We start from the raw sequence: 16487 nt of genomic DNA on the forward strand, positions 1-16487 counted from the left end.
AATCTCGCGAGACTTGAGATGCGGCAAACGTTTGCTGCCATCCAGATGACCTCAAACCGACCAGTGCTCGAGATGCGTCAAGGTCGGGCGGACATGTCGATACAGCAAGGGAAAGCTGAGATGACGCAACAGACGACTCAAGGGAAACTTGAAGTCGACTCGTCGGTGGCACGGAGTGAGAGCAACCTGAAAGGGGCGCTCGAACTCGGTCAATCGTTCGGACAGATGGGGGAACAAGGAGCCCGCGAGGCGATGATGAACATCGCCCGTGAAGGGGACCGCATGATGCGCATCGAGAACGGCAACCCGATTGCCTCGATGGCGGCAGAGAAAGTGAACGACCCGTATCCGATCGTTGAGATGGGCTATATGCCGAAATCGATTGACCGTGTCAAGTTGAAGTATACGCCGGCGGATGTGAAAATCGAATGGAATATCACACCGCCACAGATTGATGTATCGCTCACACCGGCGGACATCTCGTTCACGCCGTGGACGACGGACCTTTCCCTCCGTCAACAGGCATCGCTCGAGATGTGGCCGGTCGGTGGGATGTATGATGAAACGCGTTGAAAGTGAGGACAATCCATGTTCATTGAAACAGACTACTTTGGCAAGATTGAAATAAATGAAGCGGAGACGATTACGTTCGTCAGTGAGATTCCAGGATTCCCGGACTCGAAGACGTTCGTGTTGATTCCATACGGGGAAGAGCTGCCGTTCTGGTCGCTCCAGTCAATCGAAGAGAAAGCGTGTGCGTTCGTCGTGACGAATCCGTTCTGGCATAAGGCGGACTATTCGTTCGAACTGTCGGACGGGGCGAAGGATCAGCTCGGGATCGCAGAAGCGGAACACGTCTCTGTCTACTCGATCGTCACGCTCCGTGAGCCGTTCGATGCATCGACGCTCAACTTGAAGGCGCCGATCGTCATCGAGACGAAGGAACGTCGCGGGAAGCAAGTCATCTTAGACGATGCCTACCCGGCCCGTTATCCGCTCGGCGGCACGAAGGCGGAGGTGCGCTGATGCTCGTATTGAAACGAAAACAAGGCGAGGCGATTCATATCGGGGATGACGTGACGCTCACGGTGCTCGCCATCGAGGGTGACCAGGTAAAACTCGGCATCGATGCCCCGCGCCATATCGATATCCATCGACATGAAGTGTACATTCAGATGCAAGAAGAGAACGAGTCGGCACGAGACAGTGCCAACTTGATGAAACAAATGATCAAAAAGCAGTCGGAAGCGTGAGCTTTCGACTTTTTTTGTAAATATAGAATGTAAGGGTGACATTTTTCACCTAGTTGGGATAGGATGGAAACGGAAAGGGAAGGAGGGGAATCGATGGGAACGGTCATCAACCAGTTTTTTATTAATATCAGTATCATCTTTTTACTCATGTCGCTCACGTTCTATGTGATGCGGACGGTCTTGCCGATTCAACCGTCCTCCCCATTGTTCGTCCGTTTTTGGTTCGGGGTATCGAACGGATTGACGGCGATTTTGCTGACCTTAAACGCCATCGAGCTTGGAGATGCGAGGATCGACCTCCGTCTCATCCCGATCGCTTTGTCGGCAACGTACGCCGGACCGTTCGGTGCAGTCGTCACGCTCGCGCTCATCTTTATCGGGCGCATGACGCTGCATGGGATGAGTGCCCCGTTCGTCGATTCGATTCTCATGTTCGTCGTTTTTTACATCTTTTCGCTTCTCCTTTCGCGTGTCCCGATGCATCGCTCACGAGGATATGCCGTCTATGTCGGATTCGGTGCGCTCCTCGTCTTGATTCGCGTGACCGGCAGTGTGGATACGATGGTGTTCGTGAACGTCTTCATCCCGTATTTCCTTATGCTGTCGCTCGGGGCGTGGCTCTGTTATTGGGGGGCGAAGAAGCTCGAGACGCATCTATGGATGTTCCTCCTGCATACGCATCGGGCGACCGTCGATGAATTGACGGGACTCCCGAACCGTTACCGGACGCTCGAACAGATGAACGACTTGGAGATGTCCGGGAAGCCATGGACGTTACTCGTCATCGATGTCGACCACTTCAAGCAGTTGAACGATACATATGGTCATCTGGCAGGAGACGCCGCGCTCAGACATATCGGTCAGACGCTCGAACGGCACTGTCCGCCAGGCGGGTTCGTCGGTCGTTACGGCGGGGAGGAGTTCTTGCTCGTGATCGAGGGTAGTGAGCAGGCGAAAGAAGTGGCCGAATCGTTAGTCGAGACCGTTCGCCACACGACGTTCGAATGTCAGGGCGAGGTCATCCCGATGACCGTCTCAATCGGTGCCGCGGTCGCCGGGCACGAACCGAGCATGGTCGTGTTCGAACGAGCGGACGAGGCTTTATATGATGCGAAACGGAATGGACGGGACCAGGTCCGCTTCGCCTAAAAAATCCCCTATAACCGTTGGCAAATGGTGTCCAGCGGTTATAGGGGATTTCACGTTTAGTGAATGTTTTTCTTCTTGAACTGTCCGCCACGGACGTCGTGAATATTGCCGATGGCGAGGAACGCCTTTTCGTCATAGTCGTCGAGGATGTCTTTTAATTTCGTCTCCTCGAGTCGGCTAATGACCGTGAAGACGACCTTCTTCCCGTCTCCCGTGTAGGCCCCTTCTCCGTGGAGATATGTCACGCCCCGACCGAGCCGGTCCATGATCGCCTGACCGATTTCTTCCGGTGCGTTCGTGATGATCCACGCCGCCTTCGATTGATCGATCCCTTCCAAGACGACATCGATCGTCTTGAACGCGATGAAATACGTGAGGAGCGAGTACATCGCCCGGTCCCAGCTGAAGACGAAACCGGCCGTCCCGAGGATGAAGATGTTGAAGAACATGACGATCTCTCCGACTGAGAACGGTAACCGGTTCGTGAAAGCGACGGCGAGAATCTCCGTCCCGTCGAGCGACCCACCAGCGCGGATGACGAGCCCGATCCCGGCACCAAGCAAGAAGCCCCCGAAGACGGTCGACAACAGCAAATCGTCCGTGAACGGCTTGATGTCATGCAGGACGATCGTGAACGCCGACATGAGCAGGATCGCCGTCAACGTGACGACGGCGAACGTTTTCCCGATTTGCCGATACCCGAAATAGATGAACGGCAAGTTGAACAGGACGAGCCAGATGGCGAGTTTCGTCTCCGTCAAATACGACACGATGATCGAGACCCCGACGATCCCGCCGTCGATGATCTGATTCGGAACAAGGAACGCCTCCAGGCCGACCGCGAAGACGAGGGAACCGAGTAGCAAGAGGACGACTTTCGCAAACAGTTCGGACGCCTTGATCGGATTATGTTCGCGCCTTAAGCGCTGCACTTCCTCCGGTGTCGGGGAAGGCATGGGTGTACGCTGCATACGTGGTGCCCCCTTTCCATTTTCTTAAGTATACCAAAACGAGCCGATACAAAATCCTTTAGGACAGAGAATCTGACATGAATATTCAGAATAGATTGATGATTCCTTGTAAATTATTTCAGTATTATTTTGTGGTAGGCTTAGAAGGTTGTTGAACATGAGAAGGAGGTCCATGCATCATGAAACGAGAGAATAGGGCCTGGTTGATGGGGTTTCAAATCATCATGAACATCATCGGCGGACTCATCGCGGCGTACGGGTTGGAGTCCGTCCTCATCCCGAACAACGTGTCGGACGGGGGCGTCACCGGCATCAGTATCGTCGGGTCGCAGCTAACAGGGTTGCCGCTCGGGATCTTTCTCGGGATTCTCAATATCCCGTTCATCTATCTCGGGTATAAACAGATTGGGAAAAGTTTCGCCATCCTTTCGGTCACAGGGATTGCGTCGTTGTCTGTCGGTACGGTGATCATGCACCATGTCCCGACGATCATCGAGGGCGACGCGCTCCTCATCACCGTGGTCGGCGGAATCATCCTCGGGTTCGGGATGGGGATTTCCCTCCGTAACGGGGGGGCGCTCGACGGGATCGATATGCTGGCCGTCCTCTTGTCCCGTAAACTGCCGTTCGGGACGAGTGACTTGATTCTATTTTTGAATACGTTCGTGTTCATCGTCGTCTCGACAGTGTTCGGGCTTCAAGGAGCCGTCTTGTCGGCGATCGCTTATTTCATCGCCTCAAAAGTGATTCATATCGTCGAAGAGGGATTGAGCGGTGCGAAGACGTTCAAAATCATCACGAGTGAACCGCATGAAATGGTCGAGACGATTCGGGACCGTCTCGGGCGGAGCGCCACGTTGAATCAGATCCAAGGGGCGTATTCTAAAGAGAGCTATTACGAAATCACGTGTGTCATCAACCGGCTCGAAGAACGAAAGATCAAGGACATCATCGATCAAGTCGACCCGAAAGCGTTCGTCGTCGTGTACGAGGTGACAGAGGTCAAAGGCGGGAATTTTCAAAAACGCGATATTCACTGACGGAGGGCCATGCGCCGTCCGTTTTTTTACCTCCACACGTGTGAACCCGTAAGGCAGGAAATCGGACGCAAAAAGTGGAATGAGACGAGGCAAGGGAAAGGGGAGGATGGAGCATGTATGCACTGATCGGAAAGCTCGTCACAAAAACGGGGCAACGCGACCGACTCGTGGCGATTTTATCGGAAGCGGCACGGGAGATGGAGGCGACGTCGGACTGTGAATCGTATCGGGTCCACGTATCGCTCGATGAGGCGGACACGGTGTTCGTCTATGAAGTGTGGCGGAGTGAGGATGCGCATGCGGCGTCGTTGTCGCTTGCTGAAGTGAGGGCGTATATCGATCAGGCGAAGCCCATCCTCGAGCGGATGGAGCGGATCGCCGCGCTCGAACTGCGGACGTGACGGAATCATCGAATCAACAGGCGGATGACCACGTGTCGTCCGTCTTTTTTGCAGGAGAAAGAGATGGATACCGAGAACAAGACAGGATTCGGAAAGGAGGGAACGTATGCGTCCACTCATACTCGGTGTCTTCGCGGCCTTGTTTTTTGCGAGCACGTTCGTGTTGAATGAAGTGATGCAAGTCGGGGGAGGTAGCTTCGCCTATAGTGCCTCGCTCCGCTTTTTATGGATGATCCCACTGTTGATAGTCGTCGTCGCCTTACGTGGTGGACTCAAGCGGGTCATCTCGGCGCTGAAGGACAATCCGCGTCCGTGGATCGTCTGGGGGACGGTCGGGTTCGGGTTCTTTTACGTTCCCATCTGTCTCGCGGCTGAAGTCGCACCCCCGTGGCTCATCGCAGGCACGTGGCAAGTGACAATCGTCGCCGGGGCACTGTTGTCACCACTCTTTAAGAAAGCGGATGGGTCACGCGAACAGATCCCGTGGCGAGGACTTCGGTTCTCGAGTCTGATCTTGATCGGGGTCGTCTTGATGCAAGTCGAGTTTTTCGAGTCGTTCGAGCCTCGCTTCCTATGGCTCGGTGTCGTCCCAGTCGTGATTGCGGCTTTCGCGTATCCACTCGGCAACCGTAAGATGATGCAACAGACGGACCTCGACGTGTTCGAACGCATCCTCGGCATGTGTCTCGGGTCGCTCCCGGTCTGGTTCTTATTGTTCGGGTATGGGTTGACGACGGGTCGTCCCTCGTCGAGCCAGCTCGGGCAGACGTTCCTCGTCGCCTTGTTGTCAGGGATTGTCGCGACCGTCCTATTTTTCAAAGCGACGGACCTCGTCAAGCACGACATGGGAAAACTGGCGTCCGTCGAGGCGACGCAGGCGCTCGAGGTGTTGTTCGCCTTGATTGGCGAGTTCCTCTTCCTCCATGCGGTCATGCCGTCCCCAATCGCTTTGGCCGGGATCACACTCGTCATGGTCGGCGTCGTCTTCCATAGTCGGAGCCAATTCATCGAGCTTCCGATGGCAATTGAAAAGGAAGCATAAAAAAATGCCTCGCTCCTTCGAGCGAGGCATTGTCATGAACTTGTTGTCAAACTGCCTTTGACTTTGTCGTAGAAGTCATCCATCATACCAGTACGGCTACCGAGTTGGCAGATGAGTTCGAGTGTTTCTTTATAGAACTTCTTGACGAGTCCTTTGTTTTTGATTCCGTCCATCGACGCGAGCGTCTTGTCGAGGTTCTCTAAAATCTCTTTAATCTGTGCGTCCGAGTCCGGTTTGACGACCGTCATGTTCTCCGGGATGCTGACGACCTTCTCTTGACCTTGGTGGCGGAATGATGCGCCGAAGCCGAGGTTCTCGATGAAGAGGTGCGGCATGACCTTTTGACCGAAGAAGTGCTTGTGCCAGTCTGTCGCTTTCATCGTGTCCATATCTTGTTTGAACGTGGAAGCCGTCGAGACGTATTGTTTAAACAAATCCGTCATGAATTTCTCGATGACCGGGATTTGAAGGGCGAAGACGTTTTTCAAGAGCGCGTCGAGCTGAGCGCGCGTCAAAGTAGTTTCGTTAGACATGTCAGTTCCTCTTTTCTCTAGTACGTTATTACCATCGTATGGGATTGGCGGACGGTCGTCAATGTAAGGGGAAACATTTTTTCAGAATATTTGATGAAAAGTCATCAACTTGTGGGATAATCAAGTGAAGACATCAACAACTAGGGAGTGGTTCTTGTGAACAAATCGATGAAATGGGCGTTCGCGCTCGGTGTGACAGGTGCATTGGTGGCAACGGTCGGTGTCGTCTCGTCCCGGGGACGGACAGAGGATACGACGCAGACGATTCGTGACCGAGAACTCGGATACGAGATCATCTTGCCGTCAAAAATCGTTGCGGCGATTGAGCGCGGTGACGTCTATATCGAGAAGGCACAGGACGTCGTCGACATCGGGGACACGAAGAGCTACAGCACGTTCGATTTGTACTATAACGTCGAGGACGGGGACGACCAACTCTTGTTCCACTTGGACTTGATCGACCGTGAGTTGACGGAAGAGGCGTTCGCGACAGAAGTCGGTTACGGCAACTATCTCGGCACGAACGACAAGACGTTCTTCTGGGTCGAACCGACAGAGGCTGTCCCGGGCGCGGAGGCGCATACGGATGAGATCGCTGAATTGATCGAGACGCTCCCTGAGTTGGAGTTCCGGACGTTATAATCTCGTAAGTGGGCTCGCTACGGCGGGCTTTTTCCTTTGTGCTACAATACAAATGAGGTGATGTACATGAATTGGACAGTAGAAGAAGTAAGACAGGCAGATGACGTCAAGGCGTTAGAACAGGTGGTCAATACGAACGACAAAATCGACGTCAAAGTCGGTCATGAATCGGTCGGACAGAACGACTATGCGGTATATGACGGCGAGACGCTCGTCGGGTATCTCATGCTCTTCCCGTATCTCCCGAACGAGTATGAGGTGAATGCGCTCGTTCATCCAGAATATCGGAAGCAAGGCGTCTTCACGGCACTGCTCGAGACGGCGAAACAGGATGCGAAACTGAACGGTTGTGAAGCGTTCACGTTCGTCATCGACCGGAACTCAGCGTCTGGGAAGGCGGTGCTTGAACATCTTCAGGCAACATATCAGTTCTCGGAATACAATCTCGTCTTGAAGAAGGCAGAACTCTTCTTGAAACCGGACGAGGTATCGCTCCGTGAGGCGACGGCAGACGACCGCCCGCTCATCATCGCGACACTCAGCGAGGCGTTCGGTGACCCGGTCGATGTGACAGATAACATCTATCAACAAATCGACACGCCGGACCGTGTGACGTATATCGGCGAAGTCGACGGCAAACCGGTCGGCGTCATCCGTGCCCTTCTCGTCGGTGATGATGCGGCAAGCATCCATGCGTTCGGTGTCAAAGCAGGAGAGCAAGGTAAAGGCTACGGCACGAAAATGTTGAAGCAGATGGTGCAACAACTGTTCCGTATGGGCCGGACGAAAGTCGAGCTCGATGTCGAGACGGAGAACAAGGCAGCGCTCGAAATCTATAAGCGTGCCGGCTTCGCAGAAAATGGCGGCTACGAGTTTTACATGATCGAATTATGAGGTGACCCACATGGTGAAAAATCTGAAATGGCTCGGTGCGGCGTTTGAAGCATTTCTCGGGATCCCGATTCTCGGTGGTCTTTTCATCATCGGGATGGGCTATTCGCCCCTCGGATTCATGTTCGTCTATCACGTCATCGTGTTGATTCTCTCGTTCAGTCGACTGAACCGATTCTCGTATGGCGCGGCCGTCGGGATCACGGCCTCGGTCCTTGGGTTCATTCCGATCGTCGGGATGATGCTCCACTGGGCGGCAGCAATCACGCTCGCGATTGACGCGGCGACGACTCCACGACGAGTAACGCACGTCGAACGTGTCGATGAAGCATTCTAACGTAACGTACTCCTGGACGGGGTACGTTTTTTCATTGACCAAACGTTCAACTGAAAACGCTATACATTCATTGGAAATCGGACGATATAAGGAGTGATGAACACAATGAGGAGGAACAACACAGTGAAAGTATTTAAAAACTTTACGACACAACTGCTCGCGTGGATCTTGGTCACGTCCTTTATCACGGGCGGAGCGGTCGGCTACATCACCCTATTGCTTTTGACAGAACTCGAGATGGAACAAGGTCAAGTCATGCTCGTCGGTACCGTCGTGGCGTTACTCATCTCGTCACTCGGCGGCATCGTCATTTACTTGATTGCCCGTCGTCCACTCAAAGCGGTCGAGATGGCTTCTGAAAAAGCCGTTGAAGTCGGGAACGGTGATTTGACAGTCCACTTCGCGGACGAGAAGACATCAGATCGTTCAGAGATGGGGCGTTTGCTCTTGTCGATGGACAATATGGTCGAGCACCTTCGGGAGCAAGGGACGAACATGCGTTACACGGCAGACCAGTTGACGGGTTCGGCACAAGAAATTGCAGCGTCAGTCCAAGAAGGAAACGTGGCGGGCGAAAGTATTCGTGTCGCGATGGATTCCCTCAACAAGATGTTAGAAGACAACGTCAGTGCGACGTACAACTCGATGGACTTGCTCGGAGCAGTCGCGCGGACGATGGAGAGCATTCGTCAAGAGATGTCATCGGCGCTTGATTCGGCGAGCGAGATGCAACAGGAAGCAGAGAGCGGGAAAGGGCTCGCGTCGTCTTCGGTCAATGCGATGCATGCGATTGCTGGGAAAGTGGAGCAATCGTCGACACTCAACAGCCAGTTGACAGAAATGACAGGCGAAATCTCACGAATCACGGATGTCATCAGTGACATCTCGGCACAGACAAACTTGCTTGCCTTGAACGCGTCGATTGAAGCGGCTCGCGCCGGGGAGCATGGTCGTGGATTCGCCGTCGTAGCGGCAGAAGTGAAAAAGCTCGCCGAACAAACAGCGAACTCGACACAAGAAATCACAGATCTCATCGTGGACGTAAAACGTCTCGTTGGCGATACATCGTCTTCGATGGCGAACGTGAAGGCAGAAGTGGAGACAGGTGTCGGCTTGGTTGAAAAAGCAGGTGGTGCGTTCGCATCGATTCACAATTCAGCGAATGAAGTGTATAGCCATGTCCATTCGGTCGACTCATTGCTTGATGAATCACGTGGTCAAATCGATTCGGTCGTGACGAATTCGGCAGACATCGTCGGTATGGTCGAAGAAGCATCGCGTTATGCGAATGAAGTGACGTCAGCGGCGAGCCAGCAAGCGGCAAGTCTTGGAGAAGTGAACGGGGCGATGACAGAGCTCGTTCGTGTGGCGGAGAGTTTGCAGAATGAGACGGAACAGATGAAGGTGGAAGCTTAATAATGATGAGGAGACGTCCCAGTGATGGGGCGTTTTTATTTCCATTAATTATAAAAAAAGTTATTTAAAACCTTAAATTTGAATTATAATGATTTTATGAAACTGTGGGAGGAATATTACATGGCAAATCAATTAACTATTAACAAAATGAACGAGATATTAGATTGGGGTTATGAAAAAGCATTGACTGGTTTACCCGGGATGGACACAGCATATGAATTGGCCGAAGAGTATACGAATAAGTATGGAGTGGACGAAGGAATTGATAAACTAATCACAACGCAGTTGGCTAAATGTGGGACGAGTGGATTTTTGACTGGACTAGGTGGTTTGATTGTATTACCAGTAGCGGTTCCTGCTAATATCAGTTCAGTCCTGTTTATTCAGATGCGTATGATTGCTTCAATTGCCATTATGAGAGGGTACGATGTGAAAGATGATCAAGTGCGCGCTTTTGTTTATGCCTCATTAACTGGAAAAGCTGCAACGGATATCTTAAAGCAAGCAGGTGTTCAAGTGGGACAGAAATTAGCAATCAATATGATTAAAAAGTTACCTTTTGAGGTTATTAAAAAGATTAACAAAGCTGTTGGATTTAGATTGATGACGAAGTTTGGACAAAAAGGCGTTATTAACATGGGGAAAATGGTGCCACTCGTAGGAGGGGTAATTGGGGGAACGTATGATGCGACTACGACAAAATTAATTGCCAACGCAGCTAAAGATATTTTTGTCGAGCTGACACCGCAGCTTACGTAAAATAAATAATTTTCAATATCTCCCTCTCGGCAAAAGCTGAGAGGGATTTTAGTTCGCACGCTACTAGGTAACGCAATACTAATTTTATAGTGAATGAAAGGATGAGAAACGTGGATGATTTAGGAAAACAGTTGAGACGTTGGACAGAAGGGACGGCCCTCTACATAGAAAAATGGATGCGAGGAATGGATTCGATGCTAGGTCAAGCGTTGGCTGAGTGGATGGCTCAAGAAAAGCGAGTCATCGCGTTTCGGAGGCAAACCCGTGAGGTGGAGGACAAGCTAAGGAAGCACGATCTCGTTATTCAAGAACTCATCACTCGCTTATACCAGCATGACGATACACAACGCTTAGATCAACAAGCACGTTTTCAACAAACACTGCGTGAAAAAGTGAATCGGATTGAAATGTTATATCATGAACTTCAAGCAAAAGAAGAAGTCGTTATGAAAAGTCGCCTTGCGGTTCAGCAACTGTTGTTTAAAGTGGACGAGTCAAAGACAAGGGAAGCGCATCTTCAAGAAGAAGTAATAAAACAAAAAACAAAATTGCGACAATTTGTTGTGGAAAAACAACAACTAGAAAATCAAATAAAAAACATGACATCGCAACTTTATGACGATAATCTTCAAGCTAATGCGAAAGAGCTCTTTAAGGCGCAGATTCATGAAGCGGAGACGCGGATTAAGGAGATTGAAGCGCGAGAGCAAGCAATTCATGAACGAAATAAACACTACGAACAAGAACTAAAAAAAGTGCAACATCAAAAAATGGAGCTTGATCAAAAAGTCGCACAAATGGAATTGGTACGTGAAAGCTTGGTAAGAGAGAAACAGCAATTGCTTCATGAGGTCGCGTCTCAAGAAAAACAGATTCGGTTATCCATACAAGAGAGCGAACGCCTTCAAAAACAATTACAAGCGAGTCGACAAGAACAAGAAGAAGCATATTCATTGTTTAGTGAAGAACTTGAAAAACGAACAGAGGTAGAACTTGAAAAAGAGGAAATCAATCGCAAATACGATGCAATGATGGAACAGTGGAGTTCGTACAAGAAGAAGTATATGCAAAAAGAGACTCGCCTGGAAAAGCGGCTCGGACGTCGAATCGGTGGGAGTATTCCGAACATACTCGTGGAGCCAGAATTCGTAAAAGACTATTTAGAATTGTCTGAACAAGAGCGGACAGGTGTGGATGCAGCACTTTATGAACTTTCACTTGGATGGCATACTGGGAACGTGACGTTTCGACCGAACAGTGTCAAAGGAAGAACGACAACGTACCAGGAATATGGTTGGGGAGCATCACATCAAGTGCCGGGACGATTATATGTAAAAAAAGAAAAGGATGGATACCGTATCTATCGAATCAGCCGGACAAAAGATGGAAATCATCGTTTAAGTCAATCGCGAGTGATTAGCTGGCTAAAAAATCAATAAAAGTTGTAAAGAAGATTAAACATTTGAAACGACACTCCGATATAGAGTATGGAAACGATAAAACGTTCCAATAAATGCAGGGTGAGGGGCCGGCCTAAACCTTGCATGCTCGGACAAATGGATTTGGAAGAGCGGGAAAAAATTAAACCTATGGAGGGAAATTACAATGATTATTAACCACAACTTAAACTCAATGAACGCACACCGCAACATGTCGTTCAACACAACACAAACTGGTAAAGCAATGGAGAAATTGTCTTCAGGTCTTCGCATCAACCGCGCAGGCGACGATGCAGCTGGTCTTGCAATTTCTGAAAAAATGCGTGGACAGATTCGCGGTTTAGACCAAGCGACACGTAACTCACAAGACGGAATTTCAATGATTCAAACTGCTGAGGGTGCATTGAACGAAACGCATTCAATCCTACAACGTATGCGTGAACTATCTGTTCAAGCAGCCAACGATACAAACAATGCTGATGATCGCGTTGAAATTCAAAAAGAAGTTAACCAATTAACATCAGAAATTAACCGTATTGGTAATACAACAGAATTCAACACTCAGAAGTTACTTAACGGTAACAAAGTAGGTGTGGCTGCAACAGCACCTTCTGCAGAAGTTAAATCAAGTCTCGACATCGGTGCATTAAAAATCGAATCTAAGTTAACAGGAGTGGCTGGTGATAGCCAATCTGTTGAAATTATTCAAGGATCAGGAACCTCTGTAGCTACTTCAGCAGCATATAGTGGTAATAAGCTAACGATTACTTTAGGTACTGACGGTTCAGGTAATCCGTTGACAGTTGATAATGATGATATCATTGCTGCTATAGGAACGGACCCTGCTTCTGATGCTGCTTTCACAGTAACTACAACTGACGGTACTCAAGTACGAGGCACAGCAAGTGTAGCTTCACTAACTGGAGGTGCTGATGAAGTTACTGCAGCTAAAGATGGTGCTGCTTCACTTCAAATTGGTGCAAACCAGAGCCAGCAATTTACTGTAACAATTAATGATATGCGTGCTGCAGCATTAGGGATTGCAGGTACAGCCGCTGGTTCACCATCAGGAGCGGCAGCTGCAACTGGAGCAGCATTTACAGCAAACACAGCTGAAAACGCACTTTCAGATTTCACTACGGGAACAGAACGTGCTCTTGATGTAACTGATGCAACAAAAGCATCAGCTGCAACAAAAGTTCTTGACCATGCAATTAAAACTGTATCAGCAGAACGCTCGCGTCTTGGAGCATACCAAAACCGTCTTGAGCACACAATTAACAACTTGAGTGTTGGTGCTGAAAACCTTCAAGCTGCAGAGTCACGTATCCGTGACGTAGATATGGCGAAAGAGATGATGAACTTCACGAAGAACAACATCCTTAACCAAGCTGCACAAGCTATGATGTCGCAATCGAATCAGCAACCGCAAGCGGTTCTTCAATTGCTTCGTTAATTGGCTCTATAACAAACTTTTTGACACCCGCGTCCATAAAGGAAACGCGGGTGTTTTTTAACTAACATACACAGCTTGCTCTTCTTTTAATCGATTTTTCTTAATATCCTGCCACTTGTATACAACAGACCAATAGCTACGTCCTAATGTGTCCGCAATTTCTTGATCTGAAATACCCTTTAGTTTTGAGGTCACAATCAATTCGATTTCTTCCTCTGAATAATCGTTTTTAGGTTTTGAAGTAATGACAGTCAAATCTGGATTTGCTTCTTTCTCAATCTGTAAACGGTGTTCCCAATCTAGTTTCCATGCCATAGAAGGTATCTCCTTACTATAAGAAACAGTAAAGTCTAAGAATTTTAGAGCATCTTCCGTCTTTTGAATACGAAGAATAAAATTGTGACCATCGTTTCTTCGGCTTAACACGAATCGATGTCTAAATGTTTTTTCGATGAATTGACTTAAGTAATTTAATTCAGAAGGATGAAATGCTTGTAAATATAGTGCGATGTGAGGAGTTAAAATCATTTGTTGCTTTTTTGAACGGGTCGAGCGCGTGACACACAGGCTACCGTCATCTAAATAGAGAGCTAGTAAAAAAACTGGATCCGTACATTCTTCAAGTAAATGAAGGGGAATGCTTTTTTTACCTCCGATATAAAGTTCTGCTCGAAGCCAGGTAAACAATTCGTCAAAACGTGAGGTGAGAGAAGCGCTCGTTCCGTTGTTATTTTTGATGATACTTGAAAAGATTCGTGGAGCGCTGTTTAATTTCCATTCACGATATTCGAGTTGCTTGATTGAAAAATGCTCTCCATATCTTAAATTCGCGTTTGGATATTTCTTTTTAGGAGTTCCGATGTGTCCATCTCCTAATAAAGTCCCCATTAATAAACTCTTCTCAAAAGTCGTCAATTCTGCCCATTTCATCGCTTTTTATCCTCTCTTAAGGGAATGTATGTTCTTATATTGAATACCCAATTTAAATAATCGAATTTCAATTCAAAGGAAAATAATTATGAATAATCATTGAACAAGTTTCCATTGAACTTCTTTCTTGACTTGCCGATATTAAGTAAGAGAAGAACAAATAAGGAGTAGAAACGTATGAACCCGACCATTTCAGAAGTCCGGCTTCACCTACCTTCTTCCGTCTTGCCGTATGAACAAACGAAAAACGTGTTCGTCGAAGCGAATCAAGCAAAACTCGCTGACGAAGGCATCGTCATTCTTCCGACGCCTCAACACGTCACCAAATTAGAGGCGGCCGTCGAGAAGGCGAATCAAGTGCTCGAACAACAACGTACGGGCTTGAAGTTTATGAAACATGAAAAATTGAACGACTACTATATTCAAATCGTGGATACGAACAACGAAGTCATCCGCGAAATCCCAAGCAAGAAATCACTTGATTTCTTTGCGGCGTTCATGGAGTTCAACCAACTCTTCGATGAACGGGTATAAAGGAGGATTCTCATGACGACACCGATCCGATTTGGCGGACTCGCCAGTGGAATCGATACGGATACGATTATTAAACAATTGATGCAGGCCGAGCGTGCGCCGGTCGATAAACTTGAACAAAAGAAACAAACGACGGAGTGGAAGCGCGATGCGTATCGTGAAATTAACCGTTCACTTATGACTCTTCGAAATAGTGCGGTCGACTTGATGTTCAGCCGCAACTTCTACGCGAAGACGTCGAGTTCATCGGATGAGTCACGTGTCTCGGTTGTGGCAGGTCCGTCGAGTGGGAATACAGCGATTCGGGTTGATTCGGTTTCTGCTCTAGCAACTGCCGCGACAGTAACGGCAACACCGTTAACGAAAGCGGACGGTGCTGTGACAAGAACGACTAAACTCTCTGACATGAAATTTACACCGACATCTCGTTCAGCGACACTTGATACTGCTACAAAAGAATGGACACTTTCACCCCCGCCAAAAGCCGGTAGTGTTCAGTTGCTTGATGCGAGCGATTCGCCATTAGTTGATGGAACCTATAGCGTCGACGCGACAGGTAAAGTGACGATGACAGATGGGTCAGATATCCCTGCTGGTACGAAAGCGACATTCACTTCCGGATATGAACTTGAACTACGCTCTGTGAAAGATGGTGCGATGCAGAAGATTCAGTTATCAGAAGATGCCACTGTAGACAATCTAATTGCGGCATTGAATGGTAAAGAAACAGGCATTTCCGCATTTTTTGAACCGATTTCAGGGAAGCTCGCTTTGACTCAAAAACAAACGGGTTCAACTGCAGTGATTGAATTCGGTGCAGCCACACAAGCGGCTCTAGGAATTGCTTCAACTGATGCCTCGAAAGCCGGAACAGATGCACAGTTTATGCTGAACGGTATTCCAATGACACAAAGCTCGAATACTGTGACAATCGACAATATGACATTAACCTTGAAGTCGACATTTGCGAGTGGGGCTGTCACACTCTCCGCTGCCACTGACACTCAAAAAATCTTTGACAACATCAAAGGATTCGTCGATAAATATAATGAGACGATCGATCTCATGAACAAGAAGACACGAGAAGAACGATTCCGTTCGTTCGCACCGCTCACACAGGCACAACGTGATGAGTTGTCTGAGGACGAGATCAAAAAGTGGGAAGAGAAAGCGATGAGCGGGATGCTCCGCGGGGACACGATCCTTCGCGGAACGATGGACACACTTCGTAGCAAATGGTCAGGCGCGACATCTACTACGAATGATCTTGATATGTCTCGCTTATTCCAAATCGGTCTCTCGACCGGTTCTGACTTCACGAACGGCGGAAAGATTGAGCTGAATGAAGAGAAGTTAAAAGCTGCCATCGAGAAAGACCCAGAACAAGTATATAAACTTTTTACTGATGAAAATACAGGATTACTCCCGCAAATCCGTGATACGGCAAAAGACTCACGTGAGACAATCACACGAATCGCCGGTGCCGACGGGGCTGGGGCTCCGACGTATTCAATGGGTCGCGAGATGACGCAGATGGATACTCGAATCAAACGATTAAACGATTTACTCATCGACAAAGAAAATGCCTACTACCGTCGCTTCGCAGCGATGGAAACGGCGATGAACCAGGCGAACTCGCAAGCCGCTTCACTTCAACAGTTCTTAGGCGGAGGCATGTAAGAGGAGGAATTTAA

19 protein-coding genes are annotated in these 16487 nt (G+C 48.9%); 16 read left to right on the forward strand and 3 right to left on the reverse strand.

Annotation, left to right across the window (positions count from 1 at the left end; all coding sequences use genetic code 11):
* Positions 1-18 precede the first annotated feature (18 nt).
* The 4 genes from PQI28_RS10455 to PQI28_RS10470 all read left to right on the forward strand — a co-directional run bounded on the left by PQI28_RS10455 (position 19) and on the right by PQI28_RS10470 (position 2402).
* Positions 19-573, forward strand: a complete 555-nt coding sequence (locus tag PQI28_RS10455; protein WP_339963242.1) for a DUF6470 family protein — start codon at positions 19-21, stop codon at positions 571-573.
* Between the two features lie 15 nt (positions 574-588).
* Positions 589-1026, forward strand: a complete 438-nt coding sequence (gene fliW / locus PQI28_RS10460) for a flagellar assembly protein FliW (protein WP_214793759.1) — start codon at positions 589-591, stop codon at positions 1024-1026.
* Positions 1026-1253, forward strand: a complete 228-nt coding sequence (csrA, locus tag PQI28_RS10465) for a carbon storage regulator CsrA (protein WP_074033743.1) — start codon at positions 1026-1028, stop codon at positions 1251-1253. Before fliW ends, csrA begins: the two co-directional genes overlap by 1 nt.
* 93 nt (positions 1254-1346) lie before the next feature.
* Positions 1347-2402 carry a GGDEF domain-containing protein gene (locus PQI28_RS10470; RefSeq protein ID WP_339963243.1) on the forward strand — a complete coding sequence of 352 codons (1056 nt, stop codon included), beginning with the start codon at positions 1347-1349 and terminating at the stop codon, positions 2400-2402.
* A gap of 56 nt (positions 2403-2458) precedes the next feature.
* Here PQI28_RS10470 and PQI28_RS10475 read toward each other — a convergent pair whose 3' ends face one another.
* Complete coding sequence (locus PQI28_RS10475; RefSeq protein WP_214693643.1) at positions 2459-3373, reverse strand: YitT family protein; 915 nt, start codon at positions 3371-3373, stop codon at positions 2459-2461.
* A 179-nt stretch (positions 3374-3552) separates the two neighbouring features.
* On the opposite strand from PQI28_RS10475, the gene PQI28_RS10480 reads away from it, so the two are divergent.
* From PQI28_RS10480 to PQI28_RS10490, 3 genes are all read left to right on the forward strand, one after another.
* Positions 3553-4413, forward strand: a complete 861-nt coding sequence (locus PQI28_RS10480; RefSeq protein WP_339963244.1) for a YitT family protein — start codon at positions 3553-3555, stop codon at positions 4411-4413.
* 113 nt (positions 4414-4526) lie between these two features.
* Positions 4527-4814: a putative quinol monooxygenase gene (locus PQI28_RS10485; RefSeq protein WP_339963245.1), complete on the forward strand. Its 288-nt coding sequence runs from the start codon at positions 4527-4529 to the stop codon at positions 4812-4814.
* A 106-nt stretch (positions 4815-4920) separates the two neighbouring features.
* A complete protein-coding gene (locus PQI28_RS10490) occupies positions 4921-5856 on the forward strand; it encodes a DMT family transporter (protein WP_339963246.1) in 936 nt (311 codons plus the stop codon).
* A 32-nt stretch (positions 5857-5888) separates the two neighbouring features.
* Here PQI28_RS10490 and PQI28_RS10495 read toward each other — a convergent pair whose 3' ends face one another.
* Positions 5889-6389, reverse strand: a complete 501-nt coding sequence (locus PQI28_RS10495) for a hypothetical protein (RefSeq protein ID WP_074033734.1) — start codon at positions 6387-6389, stop codon at positions 5889-5891.
* 156 nt (positions 6390-6545) lie between these two features.
* Between PQI28_RS10495 and PQI28_RS10500 the strand changes: the two genes are divergently transcribed.
* The 7 genes from PQI28_RS10500 to PQI28_RS10530 all read left to right on the forward strand — a co-directional run bounded on the left by PQI28_RS10500 (position 6546) and on the right by PQI28_RS10530 (position 13329).
* Positions 6546-7031, forward strand: coding sequence for a hypothetical protein (locus PQI28_RS10500; RefSeq protein WP_339963247.1), 486 nt, complete (start codon positions 6546-6548; stop codon positions 7029-7031).
* A gap of 66 nt (positions 7032-7097) precedes the next feature.
* Complete coding sequence (locus PQI28_RS10505; protein ID WP_339963248.1) at positions 7098-7925, forward strand: GNAT family N-acetyltransferase; 828 nt, start codon at positions 7098-7100, stop codon at positions 7923-7925.
* Positions 7926-7935: 10 nt separating this feature from the next.
* Positions 7936-8259: a hypothetical protein gene (locus PQI28_RS10510; protein WP_339963249.1), complete on the forward strand. Its 324-nt coding sequence runs from the start codon at positions 7936-7938 to the stop codon at positions 8257-8259.
* Between the two features lie 123 nt (positions 8260-8382).
* Positions 8383-9675 (forward strand): methyl-accepting chemotaxis protein, encoded by a 1293-nt coding sequence (locus PQI28_RS10515; protein WP_339963250.1) that lies wholly within the window; start codon positions 8383-8385, stop codon positions 9673-9675.
* Between the two features lie 120 nt (positions 9676-9795).
* Positions 9796-10434 (forward strand): EcsC family protein, encoded by a 639-nt coding sequence (locus PQI28_RS10520; protein WP_339963251.1) that lies wholly within the window; start codon positions 9796-9798, stop codon positions 10432-10434.
* A gap of 110 nt (positions 10435-10544) precedes the next feature.
* Positions 10545-11873, forward strand: coding sequence for a hypothetical protein (locus tag PQI28_RS10525; RefSeq protein ID WP_339963252.1), 1329 nt, complete (start codon positions 10545-10547; stop codon positions 11871-11873).
* A gap of 166 nt (positions 11874-12039) precedes the next feature.
* Complete coding sequence (locus PQI28_RS10530) at positions 12040-13329, forward strand: flagellin N-terminal helical domain-containing protein (RefSeq protein WP_339963253.1); 1290 nt, start codon at positions 12040-12042, stop codon at positions 13327-13329.
* Positions 13330-13386: 57 nt separating this feature from the next.
* Here PQI28_RS10530 and PQI28_RS10535 read toward each other — a convergent pair whose 3' ends face one another.
* Entirely contained in the window at positions 13387-14259 is an 873-nt protein-coding gene (locus PQI28_RS10535) for a DNA endonuclease (protein WP_339963254.1), read from the reverse strand.
* A 177-nt stretch (positions 14260-14436) separates the two neighbouring features.
* Between PQI28_RS10535 and PQI28_RS10540 the strand changes: the two genes are divergently transcribed.
* The gene (locus tag PQI28_RS10540; protein WP_114165849.1) at positions 14437-14793 is read left to right on the forward strand and encodes a flagellar protein FlaG; all 357 of its coding nucleotides are present in this window, start codon (positions 14437-14439) and stop codon (positions 14791-14793) included.
* Positions 14794-14805: 12 nt separating this feature from the next.
* Positions 14806-16473 carry a flagellar filament capping protein FliD gene (gene fliD / locus PQI28_RS10545; protein ID WP_339963255.1) on the forward strand — a complete coding sequence of 556 codons (1668 nt, stop codon included), beginning with the start codon at positions 14806-14808 and terminating at the stop codon, positions 16471-16473.
* Positions 16474-16487 lie beyond the last annotated feature (14 nt).

This window comes from Exiguobacterium sp. USCH10 (genome assembly GCF_037619445.1).
GTDB classification, from domain to species: domain Bacteria; phylum Bacillota; class Bacilli; order Exiguobacteriales; family Exiguobacteriaceae; genus Exiguobacterium; species Exiguobacterium aestuarii_A.

Excerpts from the sequence above, each read along its gene's own strand:
- PQI28_RS10455 (WP_339963242.1), top strand. The coding sequence starts at position 19 with ATGCGGCAAACGTTTGCTGCCATCCAGATGACCTCAAACCGACCAGTG.
- fliW (WP_214793759.1), top strand. The coding sequence starts at position 589 with ATGTTCATTGAAACAGACTACTTTGGCAAGATTGAAATAAATGAAGCG.
- csrA (WP_074033743.1), top strand. The coding sequence starts at position 1,026 with ATGCTCGTATTGAAACGAAAACAAGGCGAGGCGATTCATATCGGGGAT.
- PQI28_RS10470 (WP_339963243.1), top strand. The coding sequence starts at position 1,347 with ATGGGAACGGTCATCAACCAGTTTTTTATTAATATCAGTATCATCTTT.
- PQI28_RS10475 (WP_214693643.1), bottom strand. The coding sequence starts at position 3,373 with ATGCAGCGTACACCCATGCCTTCCCCGACACCGGAGGAAGTGCAGCGC.
- PQI28_RS10480 (WP_339963244.1), top strand. The coding sequence starts at position 3,553 with ATGAAACGAGAGAATAGGGCCTGGTTGATGGGGTTTCAAATCATCATG.
- PQI28_RS10485 (WP_339963245.1), top strand. The coding sequence starts at position 4,527 with ATGTATGCACTGATCGGAAAGCTCGTCACAAAAACGGGGCAACGCGAC.
- PQI28_RS10490 (WP_339963246.1), top strand. The coding sequence starts at position 4,921 with ATGCGTCCACTCATACTCGGTGTCTTCGCGGCCTTGTTTTTTGCGAGC.
- PQI28_RS10495 (WP_074033734.1), bottom strand. The coding sequence starts at position 6,389 with ATGTCTAACGAAACTACTTTGACGCGCGCTCAGCTCGACGCGCTCTTG.
- PQI28_RS10505 (WP_339963248.1), top strand. The coding sequence starts at position 7,098 with ATGAATTGGACAGTAGAAGAAGTAAGACAGGCAGATGACGTCAAGGCG.
- PQI28_RS10510 (WP_339963249.1), top strand. The coding sequence starts at position 7,936 with ATGGTGAAAAATCTGAAATGGCTCGGTGCGGCGTTTGAAGCATTTCTC.
- PQI28_RS10520 (WP_339963251.1), top strand. The coding sequence starts at position 9,796 with ATGGCAAATCAATTAACTATTAACAAAATGAACGAGATATTAGATTGG.
- PQI28_RS10530 (WP_339963253.1), top strand. The coding sequence starts at position 12,040 with ATGATTATTAACCACAACTTAAACTCAATGAACGCACACCGCAACATG.
- PQI28_RS10535 (WP_339963254.1), bottom strand. The coding sequence starts at position 14,259 with ATGAAATGGGCAGAATTGACGACTTTTGAGAAGAGTTTATTAATGGGG.
- PQI28_RS10540 (WP_114165849.1), top strand. The coding sequence starts at position 14,437 with ATGAACCCGACCATTTCAGAAGTCCGGCTTCACCTACCTTCTTCCGTC.
- fliD (WP_339963255.1), top strand. The coding sequence starts at position 14,806 with ATGACGACACCGATCCGATTTGGCGGACTCGCCAGTGGAATCGATACG.